Source organism: Streptomyces liliiviolaceus (genome assembly GCF_018070025.1).
GTDB lineage: Bacteria > Actinomycetota > Actinomycetes > Streptomycetales > Streptomycetaceae > Streptomyces > Streptomyces liliiviolaceus.
In genome coordinates, this window is sequence record NZ_JAGPYQ010000002.1 from 459125 (window position 1) to 474359 (window position 15235).

Below are 15235 nucleotides of genomic sequence, written 5' to 3' on the forward strand. Positions count from 1 at the left end.
CGCCTTGTCGGGTCGTCGGTCCGGGTTCCTTACCAGGAGCTAGGGGACGGCACTCGCAGGTGGCGCCGAGGAGCGGTCGCTTTCGACGGGCCGCTGGGCCGACGCGGAGGCCTCGCGCTCGCCCACTGTCGGGGAGAGCGCGACGAACGCCGACGTCAGGAAGAGATAGGACCCGAGACCGACGGCGAGGGGGAAGACGAACTGCATCGCCGTAGCCCCGGGCAGTGCCTCCCCTGAGGGGGTGACATGGACGTGGACCGCCGCCATCCCGGTGTAGTGCATGCTGCTGGCCGCCCCGCCCATGACGAGCGAGGCGACGGCGACCGCGATCGGCGAGCTGATGTTGAGCGCAGCCCACAGTGCGACGGTCGCCGCGACCACGGCGATGCCCACGGAGACTCCGACGAGCAGCGGGTCGTACCGCACCTCGCCGTGCAGCCGCAGCGCGGCCATGCCCAGGTAGTGCATGCTCGCCACACCCAGCCCGGTGGTCAGGCCGCCGAGGACGAGCGAGCGCCCGCGGTCCAGGCCGTAGCCCACGGCGAAGACTCCCGCACCGACGACGGTGATCGCGACCAGCAGGCTGAGCACGGTGAGCGGCACGTTGTAGCGGATGTCGGTGCCGTCGACGCCATAGCCGAGCATCGCCACGAAGTGCATGGTCCAGATGCCCGTGCCGATCGCGGAGGCCGCGGTGAGCAGCCAGTTGCGACGCGACCGGCCATGGGCGCCGAGCGCGCGGACCGTGCAGCGCAGCCCGAGGGCGGCGCCGATGCACGCCATGGCGTACGACAGCACGGAGGTCAGCCAGCCGAAGGCGGCGTGGTCCAGGTGTCCCATGGCTCCGGGACGCTAGTCCGGCCCGGAGCGCGCAGAGGGAGCGCGTTTCGGAAGCTGTTGGAATATGGCGCAGAGGTGCGGGGGAACGATCGCGTCATGCTCGAACGTGTGCGCAGCCTCGTGTTTCGTGTCGCCGTTCGATCGTGTCGCTCGTCGTGCGATGCGAGACCATGCGGTGCATGAGCGACGACCACACGCATGTCCAGGAGTTCTTCTCGGCCCGCGCGGCCGGCTGGGACGACCGGTTCCCCGACGACGGCCCGGCGTACGCGGCGGCCGTCTCCGAACTGGGACTGAGAAAGGGCGACCGCGTGCTCGACGCGGGTTGCGGCACGGGACGGGCTCTGCCGGCCCTCAGGGACGCCGTGGGGCCCTCAGGGGCGGTCCTCGGCGCGGACCTGACGCCGGCGATGCTGGAGGCGGCGGTACGGGCAGGCCGTGACCGGGCAGGGCAGTTGCTCCTCGCCGACGTGTCACGCCTGCCGCTGCGTACGGAGTCGCTCCATGCCGTCTTCGCGGCCGGGCTCATCGCGCATCTTCCGAACCCCACCGAGAATCTGCGGGAACTGGCGCGGGTCGTACGGCCCGGCGGGGTCCTGGCGCTCTTCCACCCGATCGGCCGGGCCGCGCTCGCCGCGCGCCAGGGACGGCGGATCACCCCGGACGATCTGCGGGCGGAGGCCAACCTCGGCCCGCTCCTGTCCGCCTCCGGCTGGCACATGACGTCGTACGTCGACGAGGACGCCCGTTTCCTCGCTCTGGCCGTGCGCCGCCCCTGAGACGCCGCCCAGGACCGCCCTGTTCGCCTAATCGGCCGGAGACGGGCAGGAGCGGGCCGGGTCGGCGTGGTTGCGACGGCTGCGACGGCTGCGATCCATGATCGGCTCGCTCGACGAGGGCGTTCGGTAAGGGTTCACGACACCGCCCCCTTCTGGTGTCGAACTTTCAACTCTACGTTGAGCAGAGACAGATGGGCGATGACCGAAGAAGCAGTACGCGGGGGAAGGCGGCCCGAATGTCCGGCACGATGGCTCGATTCCGGAAGCTCTTTTCACGTCCACGGTCGGCTGAGTCCGGGGACCCCGCGCCATCGGCCGAGTCTCGTCCGAAGAAGCAGACCCACAACCTGTTCGAGGCCGCGGCGGCCTATGTGGCGGCAGGTGTCGAGGACGACCAGGACGGGGTCGACGAGGCCGCGGCCTGGGTGTCGCCGGAAGCTCTTTCGTTCGGTGTGAACGAGCTGGCGTGCCGGGCCGTCATCGCGCTCGCGCGAGAACGCGACGAGTCGCCCACCGCGGTGGCCCGAACACTCCTCGGTCTGCCGGTCGCCTGACGGCGGCGTAAGCGGAATCAGCGCGACCGCAGGCGGTCGCTTCGACCGCGTTCTGGAGCATGAGGCCAGGTCCCCGCGTGTTCCGGCCCCGTGACAACGGCCCCGGCGCGCATTAGGGTGCGCCGACGGATGTTGCGAGGGGAGGCTGGGATGACCGAAACGGACGATGAGGCCGTCGCCGTCGGGGACGACGACGCACTGTATGTGCTGACGGCGGTGCTCTTGACGCCGGCGCAGTTCCCCAGCGTGCTGGGCGACGACTACCCGGAAGCCTGCACCGCGCTCGGTCTCGCTCCTCTCGCCGACGGATACGGCCTGGTGCTGGGGCAGGACGGCGACGGCGCGCGATGGACCGTCGTGATCGACGACGTCTCGCTGGTGGCCGTCGCCATCGCTTCCTGGGACTGCGGCATGGAGTACGACCTGTCGCCGGACGAACGCTCGATGGTGGCCGCGCTGCCCGGGTGGCCGCTGGCCGTGGCGGTCGCGGCGCCCGGTGTGCCCGCCCCGCACGATCCCGCACCCGACATCGCGGAGCAGGCGCCACTGTGTCCGCCGGACGCGTCGGCCTGGGGTGCGGCCCAGCGGCGCCTCGGCGCGGACGAGATCGCGGCGCAGTGGGCCGCCTGGCGTGAGCAGATCGACGAGACCGAATTCGCCGCTTCGACGGACGAGAAGCCCGTTCCCGGTGGCGGCACCGCCCGGACCGGCGCGGACCGTGAGGACGAGAACCGCGGTGACGGGGACGGCGGGCGGGCTCCGCTCACCGGCGTCCAGCGCGTTCTCTCCGAAGCACACTCCTATGTGGACACTCCTCCGCCGCTCGGCCGTGTGCGCTCGTCCTTCGCCCCGGGGGACGCGCGGACGCTGCGCGCCGACGGTCCCGGCTGGTCGTTGGTGGCACGGACCGACGACATCGCCTTCGTCCTGCTGGACGAGAAACCGGGCGAGATCCTTCCGGTCGGCCGCGGGCCCGAACTGCCCGGCCTTCTGGAGGCCTTGGACAAGATGGCCGTACGCCCGAACTGAACCGGCAGGCCACAGCAGTAAGCCGACAGGACGGGCGCCGCTCGTGGTCCCGCACATCGGCGGGCCCACGAGCGGCGGTGAGGTCGGCTCCTGTGCTCCGCAAAGGAGCCGACCAAGAGGAAGTGTCCGAAAAGGAAGTGCCTGAAGAGGAACTGATCGAGCGGGTGGTGTCTGTCTCAGCGGCCGAGTTCCTTGCGGCCGACACGGCGCAGCCTGCGCCGCTGTGAGGGGTCCAGCGTCAGATACGCCGCCGCGGGAACCCCCAGGACGATCAGCAGGGCCGCCCACCAGGGCAGCCAGAAGAGCAGGATGATGCCGACCGCGACACCGCCTGCGGCTATCTTCGCGTTCCTTGACATGTGCGTAGCCTCCTTCGCGGCCACTGCCGCTCTCTGTTCTGAGAACGGACTCGCGCTCCCGGCGGTTCCGGACCGCGACCCTGATACGACCCTGAGGTGCGCCCCCTACTAGGCCCTGAGGAGTTCTGCGACCTCACGGTACTGCGCTCAGCAGAAAGGTCACGTACGCGGCACGGGATGGGCCCGACAGCACCCCTGGCGAGAAGTGATTGGCATCACAGGTCGGACACTTGGTTTATTCCGTCCCGCGCTGTACCCTCGGCGACCTCCACCCCCGGTAGTCAAAATTGAGGAACACGCTCATCCCTGTGCAGAGGATTCCTGCCCCCACTCCCTCCGAGATCTCCGAACTGGCGCGCTGCTGCGCTGTCTTCGTCCCCGCCGATCCGGCCCGCACGGGCAGCGTCGCCTTCTGGCTGCCCGACGGCGAGGAACCTCCGGTCATCGGTTCCGCCGGTTACGGATTCGGCACCGGTCACGGATCCGACTCCGGTTCCGATCACGACTCCGGTTCAGGCTTCGGGCACGGCTCCCTGGAGGAGCTGTCCGTCGTCCTTCCCTGCGAGGGCGGGGTCGAGTTGGTGAGGGTGTCGGCCGTCGTCCTGCCGGTGCGGACGGCTCTCCCGGTCCTCACGCGCGCGCGTGCCGCCGCACGTGCCCACGGTTCGACCGCTTTCTGGGGTGCCGCCGCCGTACTGGCGCTGCAGTTCGCCGCGCGCGGACTGCTGCTGCCCGGTCTGAGCTCCGGTGACCACGACGCGTGGCGCGCGGGCCCCCTGGGCTCGCGGGACCTGGAGCGGATCCGTGAGCTGGCCGCCGCGATGCCACCGCACGCCCACGCGGTGCCCGTCGACACGACCGAACCGCTGCGACTGCCCGATCCGGAGTGGCTGCTGCGGGCCTTCCTGGACGCCGTCGCCGACACCCTCCCCCGCTCCCCCGCGGCGGCACTCGCCGCGGGCGGCCCGGCCTTCGCCGCCGCCGAGCCGCAGCAGGTGCCCGAGCATCGCGCGTGGGCGGCCGATGTCGCGGCTGGCCACGACGCCGGCGTACGGATCTCCCTGCGCGTCGAGGTGCCGGGGCTCGCGTCGGCCGTGTCGGACGAGAACCGGTTGCCGTTCCGTGCGGTGCTGCAACTGCACAGTGTCAGCGACCCGGCCCTGCTGGCGGACGCGGCCGAGGTGTGGAGCGGGTCGGCTCCGGCCTTCGGCCCGCGCGCGCGGATGGACGCCCTGCTCGCGCTGCGCCGCGCGGCCCGGGCCTGGGCACCGCTCACGCCGCTGCTGTCGGCGACCGTGCCCGACGCGGTCGAACTCGCCGACGAGGAGGTCACCGAACTCCTGGGTGAGGGGGCGCGATCGCTCTCGGCCGCCGGTGTGGAGGTGCACTGGCCCAGGGAACTGGCGCACAAGCTGACGGCCCGCGCGGTCATCGGCCCACCGGACGACGAGCAGGCCGGCGGCGGCCCGGCCTCGGACACGCCCTCCTTCCTGTCGGCCGACGCTCTTCTGACGTTCTCCTGGTGGTTCGCACTGGGCGACCAGCAGCTGACGCGCCAGGAACTGGACCAGCTCGCCGAGGCGAACCGCCCGATGGTGCGGCTGCGCGACCAGTGGGTCCTCGTCGATCCGCAGGAGGTGCGTCGCGCCCGTACCCAGCAGGACCGCAAGCTGACGCCCGTCGACGCGCTGAGCGCCGTTCTCACGGGCTCCACGGAGGTCGACGGGCGCCGGGTCGACGTACGGCCCACGGGGTGGCTGGCGACGCTGCGGGACCATTTGTCGGATCCGGAGGGGCAGGAGCCGGTCGGACAGCCGCCCGCGCTGGCCGCGACGCTGCGCGACTACCAGCTCCGCGGGCTCAACTGGCTGGCCCGGATGACGTCCTTGGGGCTGGGCGGCTGTCTCGCGGACGACATGGGCCTCGGCAAGACGATCACCCTCATCGCGCTGCATCTGCACCGGCAGACCGACGAGTCCGCGGCGGGTCCCACCCTCGTCGTCTGTCCGACGTCCCTGATGGGCAACTGGCAGCGCGAGATCGAGAGGTTCGCTCCCGGCACCCCCGTCCGCCGCTTCCACGGGGCCCGGCGGAGCCTGGAGGACCTGGCCGACGGCGAGTTCGTCCTCACGACCTACGGCACCATGCGCCTCGACACGGCGCGCCTGGCGGACGCTTCCTGGGGCATGGTCGTCGCGGACGAGGCACAGCACGTGAAGAACCCGTACTCGGACACGGCCCGGCAGTTGCGGAAGATCGACGCACGCGCGCGTGTGGCGCTCACCGGCACGCCGGTGGAGAACAACCTCTCCGAGCTGTGGGCGATCCTCGACTGGACGACACCGGGTCTGCTGGGCCGGCTCGGCACGTTCCGCAACCAGTACGCGAAGGCCGTCGAGGGCGGGCAGGATCCGGGGGCGGCGGACCGGCTCGCCCGGCTCGTGCGGCCGTTCCTCCTGCGCCGCCGCAAGTCCGATCCCGGCATCGCACCGGAGCTGCCGCCGAAGACGGAGACCGACCGCGCGGTATCCCTCTCCAAGGAACAGGCGGGCCTGTACGAGGCCGTGGTCCGCGAGACCCTCGCGGAGATCGCGGGCGCCGACAGCATGGCGCGGCGCGGACTGATCGTGAAGCTGCTCACGGGGCTGAAGCAGATCTGCAATCACCCGGCGCAGTACCTCAAGGAGGACAGGCCGAAGATCGCCGGGCGCTCCGGAAAACTGGAGCTGCTGGACGAACTGCTCGACACCATCCTCTCCGAGGGGGCATGCGTTCTGGTCTTCACGCAGTACGTGCGCATGGCCCGGCTCATCGAGCGCCATCTCAACGCGCGCGGTGTGCACTCGCAGTTCCTGCACGGAGGTACGCCCGTCCCCGAACGCGAGGCCATGGTCGAGCGTTTCCAGGAGGGCGAAGTACCCGTCTTCCTGTTGTCGTTGAAGGCCGCGGGCACGGGCCTGAACCTGACGCGGGCCGAGCATGTCGTGCACTACGACCGCTGGTGGAACCCTGCCGTCGAGGCCCAGGCCACCGACCGCGCGTACCGCATCGGCCAGACGCGGCCGGTGCAGGTGCACCGGTTGATCGCCGAGGGGACGATCGAGGACCGCATCGCGGACATGCTGCTGCGCAAGCGGGAGTTGGCGGACGCGGTGCTCGGATCCGGGGAGTCGGCCCTCACCGAACTCACCGACGCGCAACTGGCCGACCTGGTGGAACTGCGAGGAGGCGCCCGATGAGCGATCCGTACGAGAACACTCCGGAGCGCGTTTTCGCCGCCCTGCCGCCCGCCCAGGGCCGGGGCTTCGCCCAGAGCTGGTGGGGGCAGGCCTGGCTCAAGGCGCTGGAGGACTCCACCCTGGACCTGAAGCAGCTGAAGACGGGCCGCCGGCTCGCGCGCGCGGGAGCCGTGGGCGCCGTGTCGGTACGCCCCGGGCGCGTCACCGCCGTGGTCAACGACCGCGACCACACGGCTCATCGCGCGGACGTCCTGCTCCCGGAACTGTCCGAGGAGCAGTGGGACCGGTTCCTGGGCATGGCGGTCGAACGGGCGGGGCACATCGCGGCACTGCTCGACCGCGAGATGCCGCCCCATCTGGTCGAGGACGCGGCGTCCGCCGGTGTCGAACTCCTGCCGGGCCTGGGTGATCTGGAGGCGGAGTGCGGCTGCGACGCGTGGGACCACTGCGGTCACACCGCCGCGCTCTGCTACCAGGTGGCGCGCCTGCTCGACCAGGACCCTTTCGTGCTGCTCCTCCTGCGCGGGCGCGGCGAGCGCGAACTCCTCGACGCGTTGCAGCTGCGCAGCGTCTCCCAGGCCGAGACCGTCGTGGTGCGGCAGGAGACGCACGCAGGCGTGGACGCCGCCGAGGCGTACGCGGCCGGGGAGATCCTGCCGCCGCTGCCCGAGGCGCCCGAGGTGCCCGCGGAACCGGGCCTGCCGCCGTCGCTGGACACGGAGACCGAGCCCGCGCCCGGTGTCGATCCGTCCGCCCTGGAGTTCCTGGCGGCGCGGGCCGCCGGCGAGGCGCACCGGCTGCTTGTCGACGCGCTCAGGGCGGGCCACGAACAGCGCGTCGCCGAGGCCGAACTGACGGCCGCGCAGGATGCCGTGCGGCTGGCCTCGGGCGGTCCCGAGGTCCCGGTGGCCGCCCGGCTCGCCGAGGGCTCGGGGCGCGACCGCGAAGGCCTGGCGCTCGCGGTCCGCTCCTGGGAGTACGGGGGTGCGGCCGCTCTCGACGTACTGGAGACGGACCGGCCGGCGGAGGCGGAAACGCTCGCACGCGCGCGTGCCGCTCTGGAGTCGGCCTGGGAGGAGGGCGAGCGGCCCGTCCTGCGCGCGTCCCGGAGTCGCTGGACCGTAGTCGGCGGACAGAGCCAGCTCCGGCTGGGGCCGGACGGACGCTGGTGGCCGTTCCGCAAGGAACGGGGCCGCTGGGCTCCCGTCGGCCCGGCCTCCCAGGACCCGGCGACGGCCCTGGCCCTGGCCGACGGGCTGGAGTGACACCTGGCCGAAGACCGGGACCAACACCGGTCGCGGGGCAGGCGGGGCAGGCGGGGCAGGCGGGGCAGGCGGGGCAGGCGGGGCAGGCGGGGCCAGGATCGCGGGACAGCCGAGGCGTCGCCCGCGTTCACCGGATGAACGCTGGACGCCCGGCGTTCATCCAGCGGTCGTACGGCGTTCGACGCGAGGGCGAAATCTGGCGACAGTCATCGAACTTGTGCACCAGGAGGCCCCATGTCCCCGTACGCCGCAGGCCGGCGCCGTGTCCACCGTTCCGTCGCCACGGGAGTGCCGCTCGCCGTGCTGGCCGCTCTCGTGGTGGCGGGTCCCGCGGTCGGCGCGCCCTCGCGGGACGCACGGGTCACTGGATCCGCGACGCTCGGCGATCTCCCTCTGGGCACGTTCAGCAACGGGCTGCTGCCGGGCACGGTGGCCGACGACCGGGGTGTGGACCTCGGCGGCATCGGGAGCGACATCTACCCCGCGGGCCGCAAAGGAGAGTTCTGGACCGTCACCGACCGTGGTCCCAACGGCCAGATCAAGGTGGACGGCGTCAAGCGCCGTACGTTTCCCGTGCCCGGCTTCGACCCTGCGATCGTGAAGATCCGGGTGTCCGGCACGTCGGTGAAGGTGCTGGACGCCATTCCGATAACCACCGGTTCGGGCAAGCCCGTCACCGGCCTTCCCAACCAGCGGGCACGCGACGAGGCCCCGTACTCCTACGACGCGAAGACGCCGCTCTCGTACGACCCGAACGGGCTGGACACCGAAGGGATCGTGCGCTCCGCGGACGGCAGTTTCTGGATCGTCGACGAGTACGGGCCCTCGTTGGTCCACGTCTCCGCGCGCGGGAAGGTGCTCACCCGGTACGTCCCGAAGGGGCTGAACCTGACCGGCGCCGGTTATCCGGTGGTCGAGGCGCTGCCCGCGGTCCTGCTGCACCGGAAGATCAACCGCGGCTTCGAAGGGCTCGCCCAGCTCCCGGGCGGCGACCTGGTGCTGGCCGTGCAGAGCCCGCTGTCCCTGCCGGACACCGACGCGGGCGAGGAGTCCTTGACCGCGCGTCTGCTGCGCTTCTCGCCGAAGAAGCGGGCCGTCACCGCCGAGTACGCGTACCGGTTCGACCCGGTGGGCACGGTCGACCCGGGCGAGGACGACACCTCCGAGCTGAAGATCTCGTCCGTGGTGGCCGTGGGCCGCGACGAGCTGCTGGTCGAGGAGCGCACCGACAAGGCCGCCCGGTTGCAGGTCGTGAAGCTGAGCCGCGGTGCGGACATCCTCGGGGACAGGTGGGACGACAGTACGACGTCGCCGTCCCTTGAGCAGTTGGAGGACCCCGCCGCGTCCGGTGTCCCCGTGCTGCGCAAGCGTCTTGTCGTCGACCTCGGAAAGGTGAAGGGGGTGCCCGGGAAGATCGAGGGCGTCGCGCGCGTGGACCGTGACACGCTCGCGCTGATCAACGACAACGACTTCGGGATGACGGACGGGGCGGAGGCGTTCGACGCCCAGGGGCGCCTGGTGGACAGCGAGATCGAGACCACCGTGACGTACGTCCGCCTGCCGCACGGGATCTGAACGGACGGCTCCGCTCGGCGTTTTCGTCCTCCACGCGCGCGTGAAGCGCTCCGGTCACATGCGCGTGAAGCGCTGCGGCCACTCATGGCGTGGCCGCACCTGCCACGCGCGCGTGGTTCACCTCAACGGCTTGGTGAGCTTGCGGTTCCCGTCGGCCCCGTCGGCGGCGAGACTGCATGCGACGTTGTCGATGCCGATCTTGAATCCCGCCGGGTCGGGGTACTGCACCAGCGTGCCGCGGACGGTGTCGGCGGGCTGCTTGGCCGCCTTGCTGTCCAAGGGTTCCCGGCACAGGCCCGATGCCGCCTTCTTGAGGGCGGCATCGGTCGTGTACGCGCCTTCCAGTTCGGTCACCGTCACGACCTCGGCGTCGTGCTTCCGGTCGCACGGACGCTTCACCGCCTGGCCCGGCCGGCTGCCGTCGACGTCGAAGCAGTCGCCGGTCCGCAGCATGTAGTAGGGCACTTCGTCGCTCGCGAGGGACGGGAGGAGCGACTCCACACCGCTGGGCAGTTCGGACGGCACACCGGAGGGCAGGGAGGACGGCAGTTCGCTCGGGATCCGCGACGGAATGCTCAGTGAGGGCGACGGCAACCGGCCCTTGGTGGAACTGCTCTCCGTAGGCGGCTTCTTGTCCGACGAGCCGTCACCACTGGTGACCACCAGGGCGATCGCGGACACCGCGCCGATGCCCAGGATCACGGCCAGCAGGATCAGGAGCGTCCTGCGGCGTCCGGCGGGGCCACCTGGCGGCCCGGGTGGCGGCGATGACGGGGGAGGCGGTTGCCAGCCGCCCCCTCCCCCGCCGCTCCACGGCGGATCGCCGCCTCCGGGCGGTGGCCCGTAACCGTCAGGAGGAGGGCGGAAGCCTCCGGGCGGAGGGCCGTACCCGCCACCACCGTAGGGCGGCGTGTTGTCCGGCGGCCGAGGAGGCTCGGGCGGTAAGGGCGGCGTGGCCATACCATCAAGAGTCGCCTCGAACCGGTCACGAAGCGACCCCTGCGCGGAACTTCATGCGGAACCCGCTCCGTGACCTGTCACGGGCTCATGCCGTGGAGCGCATGGTTCCGGACACTTCCGCGCAGGGGCAGAGGTCGTTCGTCGGCCGCTTACGCGATCAGCCGCGGGCGCCCAGCAGGTGGTCCATGGCCAGCTGGTCGAGACGCTCGAAGGCCATCCCGCGCGCGGCGGCCGCCTCGGCGTCGAAGCCCTCGAAGGAGGAGCTGTCAGCGAGCAGCGCCTGGAGGCCGTCCGCGGCGGTGGGCTGCGCGAGTTCGTCCAGGCGCGAGGCCCGCAGGGCTTCCTGGACCTCGGGGTCGGCCCGGAAGGCTGCGGTCCGCTCCTTCAGGATCAGGTAGTTGCGCATGCAGCCCGCGGCCGAGTCCCACACGCCGTCGTAGTCCTCGGTCCGCGGCGGCTTGAAGTCGAAGTGCCTCGGACCGGCGTAACCGGCCGTCTCCAGGAGGTCGACCAGCCAGAAGGCGGAGCGCAGATCGCCCGCTCCGAAGCGCAGGTCCTGGTCGTACTTGATGCCGGACTGGCCGTTGAGGTCGATGTGGAAGAGCTTGCCCGCCCACAGGGCCTGGGCGATGCCGTGCGTGAAGTTCAGCCCGGCCATCTGCTCGTGGCCCACTTCGGGGTTGACGCCGTACAGCTCCGGGCGTTCGAGGCGCTCGATGAAGGCCAGCGCGTGACCGACGGTCGGCAGGAGGATGTCGCCGCGGGGCTCGTTCGGCTTGGGCTCGATCGCGAAGCGCAGATCGTAGCCCTGGGAGGTGACGTACTCGCCGAGGAGGTCGAAGGCCTCCTTCATGCGGTCGAGTGCGACGCGGACGTCCTTCGCGGCGCCGGACTCGGCGCCCTCACGGCCGCCCCAGGCCACGTAGGTCTGGGCGCCCAGCTCGACCGCCAGGTCGATGTTGCGGATCGTCTTGCGCAGCGCGTAGCGGCGCACGTCGCGGTCGTTGGCGGTGAAGGCGCCGTCCTTGAAGACGGGGTGCGTGAAGAGGTTCGTGGTGGCCATCGGCACGGCCATACCGGTCGCGTCGAGAGCCTGCCGGAAGCGCTTGATGTGGGACTCGCGCTCGGTCTCCGAGGAGCCGAAGGGGATCAGGTCGTCGTCGTGGAAGGTCACTCCGTGGGCGCCGAGTTCCGACAGGCGCTGTACCGATTCGACCGGGTCGAGGGCGGCCCGGGTGGCGTCGCCGAACGGGTCCCTTCCCTGCCAGCCGACGGTCCACAGGCCGAAGGTGAACCTGTCCTCGGGGGTGGGCTGGTAGTTCATGCCGCGGCTCCTTGCTTGCTCCGACTATTTCGTCATGGCGCTTAACAAATTAGTATGCGGAGGCATCTCTGGGAAGGGACTAGTTGTCCCGGAAGAGGGACAGCGGGCGAAATCAGGGCTGTGACGACCCGGACGGAACCCGACAACACCAGGTCAGACCCCGCGGAGCCGCGGAAGAGGGAGAGCTCGATGTCAGCAGCCGAGGGTCCGCTCGTCGTCGGCGTGGACACGTCCACCCAATCCACCAAGGCACTCGTCGTGGACGTGGCCACCGGCGAAGTGGTGGCCAGCGGTCAGGCGCCGCACACCGTGTCCTCCGGAGCGGGCCGCGAGAGCGATCCGCTCCAGTGGTGGGACGCGCTGCGCGAGGCGCTGCACCAGTGCGGGGACGCGGCACGCGAGGCGGCGGCGGTGTCCGTCGCCGGTCAGCAGCACGGGCTCGTCACCCTCGACGCGCAGGGCGCCCCGGTGCGCCCCGCCCTCCTGTGGAACGACGTGCGGTCGGCGCCGCAGGCCGGCCGCCTCGTGGAGGAGCTGGGCGGGCCCAAGGCGTGGGCCGAGCGCACCGGCAGCGTCCCGGGTCCGTCCATCACCGTCACCAAATGGGCGTGGCTCGCCGAGCACGAGCCCGAGTCCGTCCGCGCCACCGCGTCGGTGCGGCTGCCCCACGACTACCTCACCGGGCTCCTCACCGGGCTGGGCACGACCGACCGTGGCGACGCCTCGGGTACGGGCTGGTGGGCGTCCGGGACGGAGGCGTACGACGAGGAGGTCCTCGGCCACGTGGGGCTCGACCCCGCCCTGCTGCCCCGGGTGGTCCGGCCCGGCGAGGTCGTCGGAACCGTCCGCGACTCCGATGACCTGCCCTTCGCCAAGGGCACGCTGGTCGCCCCCGGCACCGGTGACAACGCCGCTGCCGCGCTGGGCCTCGGCCTGCGCCCGGGCACCGCTGTGCTCAGCCTCGGCACGTCCGGCACGGTGTACGCGGTGTCGACGAGGCGGCCCGCCGACCCCACCGGCACCGTGGCGGGTTTCGCCGACGCGCGGGGCGACTGGCTGCCGCTGGCCTGCACCCTCAACTGCACGCTCGCGGTGGACCGAGTCGCGGCCCTCCTAGGTATAGACCGCGAGGCCGTCGAGCCGGGTACGAGCGTGACGCTGCTCCCCTACCTGGACGGCGAGCGCACTCCGGCCCTGCCGCACGCCTCGGGCCTGCTGCACGGGCTGCGGCACGACACCACGAGGGGCCAGCTGCTCCAGGCCGCGTACGACGGGGCGGTCCACTCGCTGCTCGGCGCGCTCGACCTGGTGCTCGACGAGGACGCGGACCGTTCGGCGCCGCTCCTGCTCATCGGCGGGGGCGCCCGCGGCAAGGCCTGGCAGGAGACCGTACGACGGCTTTCGGGACGTGCCGTGCAGGTGCCCGAGGCCAAGGAGCTGGTCGCGCTCGGCGCGGCCGCGCAGGCCGCGGGAGTGTTGACCGGCGAGGATCCGGCGGCGGTGGCCCGGCGATGGAACACGGCGCGCGGGCCGATCCTCGACGCCGGGGAACGGGACGAGGCGGCGCTCGCGCGGATCGCCGGGGTAATCTCCGACGCGGCCCCGCTGCTGGAGCGGGAGGCCGATCAGCGCTGACGGCTTCGCCTCCGGGGAGCGCGGCCGGTCGCCGCCGGCTCCCCGGGGCGCCAGCACGGACAGGACAGCCCTCAGGGGACCGGCCGGACGAGGACCGACTCAGGCAGATGACCGCACCGCTCCACGAGGCCCACCCCAGCAGTCCCGGCCGGCGACTGCCCGATACCCAACAGGGCATGCGCCGCCGCAACCTCGCACGGGTGCTGCACACCGTGAACGCCGAGGGGCCGCTCTCGCGTGCCGCCGTCGCCTCGCGGATCGGGCTGACGCGGGCGGCCGTGTCGACCCTCGTGGACGAGCTGATCCGCTCCGGGCTCCTCGACGAACTGGGCCCCGAGCGGCCGGGGCGGGTGGGGCGGCCCGGTTCGGCGCTGGCCCTGAGCGGACGCGGTCCGGCGGGGATCGGTGCGGAGATCGGCGTCGACCATCTCGCCGTGTGCGCGGTCGATCTGCGGGGCAAGGTGCGCGCGCGGGTGGTGCGGCACGGCACCAACCGCGGTCGCGCTCCCGAGCCCGTACTGGGTGAACTGACGGCGCTGGTACGCCAGATCGTCGCCGAGGCGGGCCGGGAGGGGCTGTGGCCCGCGGGTCTCGCCGTCGCCGTACCCGGTCTGGTGGCGCGTGACGCCCGGACCGTGGTGCGCGCCCCGAACCTCGGCTGGCTCGACACGGACCTCGCTCCCCTGCTGCCGGACGTACTGCCACTGACCGTCGACAACGAGGCGAACTTCGGCGGGCTCGCCGAACTCTGGCTCAACGAGGAGGCACCGCGCGACTTTCTGCATGTCTCCGCGGAGATCGGCATCGGTGGAGCCGTGGTCGTGGACGGGCGGCTGCTGCGCGGGACGCGTGGTTTCGCGGGCGAGTTGGGGCATGTGCCGGTACGCCCCGAGGGACCCGCGTGCGCCTGCGGCGGGCGCGGCTGTCTTGAGCAGTACGCCGGCGAGGAGGCCGTGCTGCGCGCGGCCGGCCTGGAACCGGACGGGGACCGGGTCGGGCTGCTGGCCGAGCACGCCGCGGGAGGCGACAAGAACGTACGGCGTGCCTTGCGCGACGCCGGTACCGCGCTGGGCATCGCGCTGACGGGCGCGGTCAATCTGCTGGACCCGGAGGCCGTCGTGCTGGGCGGGGCGCTGTCCGGTCTCGCGCCATGGCTGCTGCCTTCGCTGGAGCGGGAGCTGGCCCGCAGGACGGCGGGTCCCGCCTGCGCGGTGTCGGTCTCCCGGCTCGGCCCGGAAGGTCCGCTGCTGGGCGCCGCGCACTCCGTCGTGCGGGCCGTGCTCGACGATCCGGCGGCGGTGGGCGGCGGGGCGTAGGGCCCGACGCCTGGGCAGGTCGCGGGGGCGGAGACGGGTCGCGGGGACGGGTCGCGGGGGCGGCAATCACCCTTTCGGGTGGCCGAGTTGTCCACAGTCACGGTGCTGTCCACGGACCCGGGCAGGCCTCTCCTCCCCAACCGGCAAGACCCGTACCGTGTTTCACGTGAGGACGGCGCGACCACGAGTTCGTGCACGAAACCGGCGCGGCGCTGACTCGTTGAGCCCTGTCCCCACGGTCTGCACCACATCCGACGCCCGAACCGCATCTGACGCGTGAACCGCAACCACCTTCTGAACCACATCCACCTTCTGAAGCGCCTCCGACGCCTGAACCGCATCCACCGTCTGTTCCAACCG

Annotated in this window: 12 protein-coding genes; 8 read left to right on the forward strand and 4 right to left on the reverse strand. The window is 72.0% G+C overall.

All coding sequences use genetic code 11. The features are described 5' to 3' along the window. Window positions 1-39: 39 nt before the first annotated feature. The gene (locus J8N05_RS37405; protein WP_210891113.1) at window positions 40-840 is read right to left on the reverse strand and encodes an MHYT domain-containing protein; all 801 of its coding nucleotides are present in this window, start codon (window positions 838-840) and stop codon (window positions 40-42) included. A gap of 170 nt (window positions 841-1010) precedes the next feature. Here J8N05_RS37405 and J8N05_RS37410 point away from each other — a divergent pair, with 170 nt between their 5' ends. The 3 genes from J8N05_RS37410 to J8N05_RS37420 all read left to right on the forward strand — a co-directional run bounded on the left by J8N05_RS37410 (window position 1011) and on the right by J8N05_RS37420 (window position 3202). Further along, window positions 1011-1619 (forward strand): class I SAM-dependent methyltransferase, encoded by a 609-nt coding sequence (locus tag J8N05_RS37410; protein WP_210891115.1) that lies wholly within the window; start codon window positions 1011-1013, stop codon window positions 1617-1619. 248 nt (window positions 1620-1867) lie between these two features. After that, window positions 1868-2173: a hypothetical protein gene (locus J8N05_RS37415; RefSeq protein ID WP_247706850.1), complete on the forward strand. Its 306-nt coding sequence runs from the start codon at window positions 1868-1870 to the stop codon at window positions 2171-2173. 150 nt (window positions 2174-2323) lie between these two features. Then, complete coding sequence (locus J8N05_RS37420) at window positions 2324-3202, forward strand: hypothetical protein (RefSeq protein ID WP_210891120.1); 879 nt, start codon at window positions 2324-2326, stop codon at window positions 3200-3202. 176 nt (window positions 3203-3378) lie between these two features. On the opposite strand, the gene J8N05_RS37425 is transcribed toward J8N05_RS37420, so the two are convergent. Then, a complete protein-coding gene (locus J8N05_RS37425) occupies window positions 3379-3561 on the reverse strand; it encodes a hypothetical protein (protein WP_210891122.1) in 183 nt (60 codons plus the stop codon). 308 nt (window positions 3562-3869) lie between these two features. Here J8N05_RS37425 and J8N05_RS37430 point away from each other — a divergent pair, with 308 nt between their 5' ends. The 3 genes from J8N05_RS37430 (at window position 3870) to J8N05_RS37440 (ending at window position 9640) form a co-directional block, all read left to right on the forward strand. Continuing rightward, window positions 3870-6800, forward strand: coding sequence for a DEAD/DEAH box helicase (locus tag J8N05_RS37430; protein WP_210891124.1), 2931 nt, complete (start codon window positions 3870-3872; stop codon window positions 6798-6800). Continuing rightward, window positions 6797-8065: an SWF or SNF family helicase gene (locus tag J8N05_RS37435; RefSeq protein WP_210891126.1), complete on the forward strand. Its 1269-nt coding sequence runs from the start codon at window positions 6797-6799 to the stop codon at window positions 8063-8065. Before J8N05_RS37430 ends, J8N05_RS37435 begins: the two co-directional genes overlap by 4 nt. 234 nt (window positions 8066-8299) lie before the next feature. Next, on the forward strand, window positions 8300-9640 hold the full coding sequence (locus tag J8N05_RS37440; protein WP_210891129.1) for an esterase-like activity of phytase family protein: 1341 nt from the start codon (window positions 8300-8302) through the stop codon (window positions 9638-9640). A 117-nt stretch (window positions 9641-9757) separates the two neighbouring features. On the opposite strand, the gene J8N05_RS37445 is transcribed toward J8N05_RS37440, so the two are convergent. Then, window positions 9758-10342, reverse strand: coding sequence for a hypothetical protein (locus J8N05_RS37445; protein ID WP_210891130.1), 585 nt, complete (start codon window positions 10340-10342; stop codon window positions 9758-9760). A gap of 415 nt (window positions 10343-10757) precedes the next feature. Then, window positions 10758-11924 carry a xylose isomerase gene (gene xylA, locus J8N05_RS37450; RefSeq protein WP_210891132.1) on the reverse strand — a complete coding sequence of 389 codons (1167 nt, stop codon included), beginning with the start codon at window positions 11922-11924 and terminating at the stop codon, window positions 10758-10760. 189 nt (window positions 11925-12113) lie between these two features. Here xylA and xylB point away from each other — a divergent pair, with 189 nt between their 5' ends. Both xylB and J8N05_RS37460 read left to right on the forward strand, forming a co-directional pair. Beyond that, window positions 12114-13559 (forward strand): xylulokinase, encoded by a 1446-nt coding sequence (gene xylB / locus J8N05_RS37455; protein ID WP_210891134.1) that lies wholly within the window; start codon window positions 12114-12116, stop codon window positions 13557-13559. Window positions 13560-13666: 107 nt separating this feature from the next. Then, window positions 13667-14875, forward strand: a complete 1209-nt coding sequence (locus J8N05_RS37460; RefSeq protein WP_210891136.1) for an ROK family transcriptional regulator — start codon at window positions 13667-13669, stop codon at window positions 14873-14875. Window positions 14876-15235 lie beyond the last annotated feature (360 nt).

Bases quoted from the DNA above. Each gene is read 5' to 3' on its own strand.
- J8N05_RS37405 (WP_210891113.1), bottom strand. From the start codon at position 840: ATGGGACACCTGGACCACGCCGCCTTCGGCTGGCTGACCTCCGTGCTG.
- J8N05_RS37410 (WP_210891115.1), top strand. From the start codon at position 1,011: ATGCGGTGCATGAGCGACGACCACACGCATGTCCAGGAGTTCTTCTCG.
- J8N05_RS37415 (WP_247706850.1), top strand. From the start codon at position 1,868: ATGGCTCGATTCCGGAAGCTCTTTTCACGTCCACGGTCGGCTGAGTCC.
- J8N05_RS37420 (WP_210891120.1), top strand. From the start codon at position 2,324: ATGACCGAAACGGACGATGAGGCCGTCGCCGTCGGGGACGACGACGCA.
- J8N05_RS37425 (WP_210891122.1), bottom strand. From the start codon at position 3,561: ATGTCAAGGAACGCGAAGATAGCCGCAGGCGGTGTCGCGGTCGGCATC.
- J8N05_RS37435 (WP_210891126.1), top strand. From the start codon at position 6,797: ATGAGCGATCCGTACGAGAACACTCCGGAGCGCGTTTTCGCCGCCCTG.
- J8N05_RS37440 (WP_210891129.1), top strand. From the start codon at position 8,300: ATGTCCCCGTACGCCGCAGGCCGGCGCCGTGTCCACCGTTCCGTCGCC.
- xylA (WP_210891132.1), bottom strand. From the start codon at position 11,924: ATGAACTACCAGCCCACCCCCGAGGACAGGTTCACCTTCGGCCTGTGG.
- xylB (WP_210891134.1), top strand. From the start codon at position 12,114: ATGTCAGCAGCCGAGGGTCCGCTCGTCGTCGGCGTGGACACGTCCACC.
- J8N05_RS37460 (WP_210891136.1), top strand. From the start codon at position 13,667: ATGACCGCACCGCTCCACGAGGCCCACCCCAGCAGTCCCGGCCGGCGA.